This window comes from Bartonella sp. CM86QHHN, from assembly GCF_042194695.1.
GTDB lineage: Bacteria > Pseudomonadota > Alphaproteobacteria > Rhizobiales > Rhizobiaceae > Bartonella.
In genome coordinates this window covers 1-2,697 of record NZ_JBHIND010000058.1, presented here as the reverse complement: position 1 = coordinate 2,697, position 2,697 = coordinate 1, and the positions used below count along the sequence as shown (strand labels likewise).

At 34.6% G+C, this 2,697-nt stretch carries 4 protein-coding genes and 2 pseudogenes; 4 read left to right on the top strand and 2 right to left on the bottom strand.

Going from position 1 to position 2,697, the window contains the following annotated elements:
• Positions 1–282 (bottom strand): annotated as a pseudogene (locus ACFIKX_RS05795) (hypothetical protein); the annotation flags it as partial.
• A gap of 55 nt (positions 283–337) precedes the next feature.
• Positions 338–589 carry a helix-turn-helix transcriptional regulator gene (locus ACFIKX_RS05790; protein WP_375628405.1) on the bottom strand — a complete coding sequence of 84 codons (252 nt, stop codon included), beginning with the start codon at positions 587–589 and terminating at the stop codon, positions 338–340.
• Between the two features lie 109 nt (positions 590–698).
• Here ACFIKX_RS05790 and ACFIKX_RS05785 point away from each other — a divergent pair, with 109 nt between their 5' ends.
• The 4 genes and pseudogenes from ACFIKX_RS05785 to ACFIKX_RS05770 form a co-directional block, all read left to right on the top strand.
• The gene (locus tag ACFIKX_RS05785) at positions 699–1,316 is read left to right on the top strand and encodes a helix-turn-helix transcriptional regulator (protein WP_375613830.1); all 618 of its coding nucleotides are present in this window, start codon (positions 699–701) and stop codon (positions 1,314–1,316) included.
• A 157-nt stretch (positions 1,317–1,473) separates the two neighbouring features.
• Positions 1,474–1,785 (top strand): annotated as a pseudogene (locus tag ACFIKX_RS05780) (hypothetical protein); the annotation flags it as partial.
• A 65-nt stretch (positions 1,786–1,850) separates the two neighbouring features.
• Positions 1,851–2,285 (top strand): antA/AntB antirepressor family protein, encoded by a 435-nt coding sequence (locus ACFIKX_RS05775; RefSeq protein WP_375613828.1) that lies wholly within the window; start codon positions 1,851–1,853, stop codon positions 2,283–2,285.
• On the top strand, positions 2,278–2,697 hold a 420-nt coding region (locus ACFIKX_RS05770), incomplete at its 3' end, for a Rha family transcriptional regulator (protein ID WP_375646192.1). The genes ACFIKX_RS05775 and ACFIKX_RS05770, both read left to right, overlap by 8 nt.

Sequence of the window (2,697 nt, the reverse complement as noted above, 5' to 3'; positions counted from 1 at the left end):
ATCTTTAAAACTCTTTGAGAAAAAATAAATTGGTACAAAACCTAGTGGCAAAATATACAAAACCTGCTGGCAAGCTACAACAGATAAAAACCATTGATTAAAATCATCGTACGGAAATAACGGAAAATATTTTCTATCATCACGCGCAAAGATACTATGCAGCATATAGACAAGAAAACCTGTTGATGAGGGATCTATCCTTATTTCAAAACATGCATCTTCAGGCGAACGGAGACCATAATATATGGTTTCCTGTCCAATCTTATTAACAAGATCAATCAACTGGACTTTGCTTATAGTGATCTGTAGGACATCTATCATCTCTGATCTTTCTTCTTTAAGAATGTGAATGATGCTGTTGATGTTCATTCTTTTCTGTGGGAGAAGTAGTAAAAGCAGGCATAGGGCTAGAACTATCCTTCAACTTTTGCAGCTTGAGATAATTTATTACGGAGATAGATCCTCTTTTTTCCCACTTGCAAACAGCTGCTTGAGTTACACCAAGCATTTTCGCCATTTCTGATTGTGTCCAATTAAATTTGCCCCGTATTGACTTAGTCAAATTCTTAAAATCTTCTCGTTGATCCATTTACAAGCTCCAATTACAGCTTTGTCTTATTTTATTCATATAATTATAGTTATATAAAGTCAATGAAAATTATCTTTATCAACGATAAAAAAATAAGGTAAGCAGAAGTATGAGTAATAAATCTAATATCATAAGCACATTAAAAAAGATTTTGACCGAGTTTAACTTAACGCAAGAAGATGTAGCCAAACGGCTAAACGTAACACAAGCTTCAGTGTCTAAGTGGTTAAAAGATTCTGATCCACGCGGCTCTAATCGAGATGCCATTTTAGAATTATATAAAGAACTAAAAGGGGATAATCACTTCACAACTTTTGTTCCTCTTATGGGGTATATTGGAACAGGAACACAGATAGATCCAAGTTTTGAACAAATCCCTGAAGATGGTCTTGAACAAGTAGAAATTCCTTTTGCTTTACCTGATGATATGGTTGCTTTTGAAGTTAAAGGAGATTCTATGATTCCAGCCTATAAAGATGGAGATATGGTTATCGTAAGACGGCGCCAAATTAAAACAATAGAATCCTTTTTTGGCAAAGAAGCCGTTATTTTAACACATGATAATAAAAGATATATAAAGCAGATTAGCAGGGGAATGAATGGTGAAATAGATCTGCTTTCTTGGAATGCCTTACCTATTAAGAATGTTAAAATTGTGTGGGTTGGAGAGATATTTGCTATTTTGCCAATAAGTTCTTACAGCAAGATGATTCGGACTTATCGCTAATTATCCTCCCCTCTTATTCAGCAAGATATTATAATATTTTTTATAAAAATATAACTTTTTATAATTTTTTGCTTGCTATTTTATAATTATAGTTATATAAGTAATTATATAAACCACGCACAAACAATCGCCAAGAGGCGTTAGGGAGGAAAAANAACACATTGCAGAGTCTGGACCACTTGATGCAAGCCAAATTCTAAGCATTGTTGATGAGGTAGATGATGCAATCCAAATCTTTCGCATCAATCCTTCTGAGAATAATTGTGAAGATATCTCTGAAGAGATTGCAGAAGCATATGTAAAAGAAAATATCGAACATCTCCATGAGGATAGTGAGGTTCATGACTTTGTACGCGAAAGTGATGTTTACCAAGAACTTTTAGACGAGATCGCAGACGAAAAATATAATGATGAGATTTACGGTACTTACGAACAACAACACCGTTTGCGTCCTTGTGATGTGCTTTAAATTCTGAAGGGCGCATTTAAAAGCGCCCCCTTTCATTCATCAATCCCATCAACATGAGGTTCGTAATGGAAAAGCTTCTTGCTACTCAATACAATATTATTCAGCATCAAAAGGTTCAAACTATTAGCGCTCGTGATTTATATACCTTTTTAGAGGTAAAAACCGAGTTTAGAAAGTGGATAACAAACTGTATTAAAGAACTTAGCTTTAGAGAAGATGTCGACTTTGTACTTTCTACTAAAGAATTATCAAACTCCTCACGTGGAAATCCTTTTAAAGATTATGCTCTCACTTTAGACACAGCAAAACACATTGCCATTTGTGAACCTGGTCTCAAAGGTAAACAAGTGCGTGAATATTTTCTGAAATGCGAAAAAAAAGTAAATTCAAAAATCGATTATTCAAATCCTGAAACATTAGAAGATTTCTTAAGACATCTAAGACAGCAAATCAAGCACAATGACAATGTTGTCACAACGAATGGAGTGAAGCATGCATAATTTTATCACAACATCTGAAAGAAATTTTCAAAACACAACAGTTCAAACGATGTCTAGTCGTGAAATTGCAGAGTTATGCGGTAAGCAACATGCGCATATTATGCGTGATATTCGACAAATGTTAGGAGAATTATATCCTGAAGGGGGGCAATCCAAATTTGGATCCACCTATTTAGATAAACAGGGTAAGCCCCAAAACTGTTACAACCTCCCTAAACGCGAATGCCTCATTTTAGTTTCTGGTTACAGCATGACATTACGTGCTAGGATTATAGACCGTTGGCAAGAATTGGAAAAGCAAGTAGTAACACCACAAATCGACTATTCAAGTCCTCAAGTTATGCTTGGTGTTTTAACGTATCTCAAAAATGAAAATGAACAAAAAGATAACATTATTGCAAATTTAAAACCA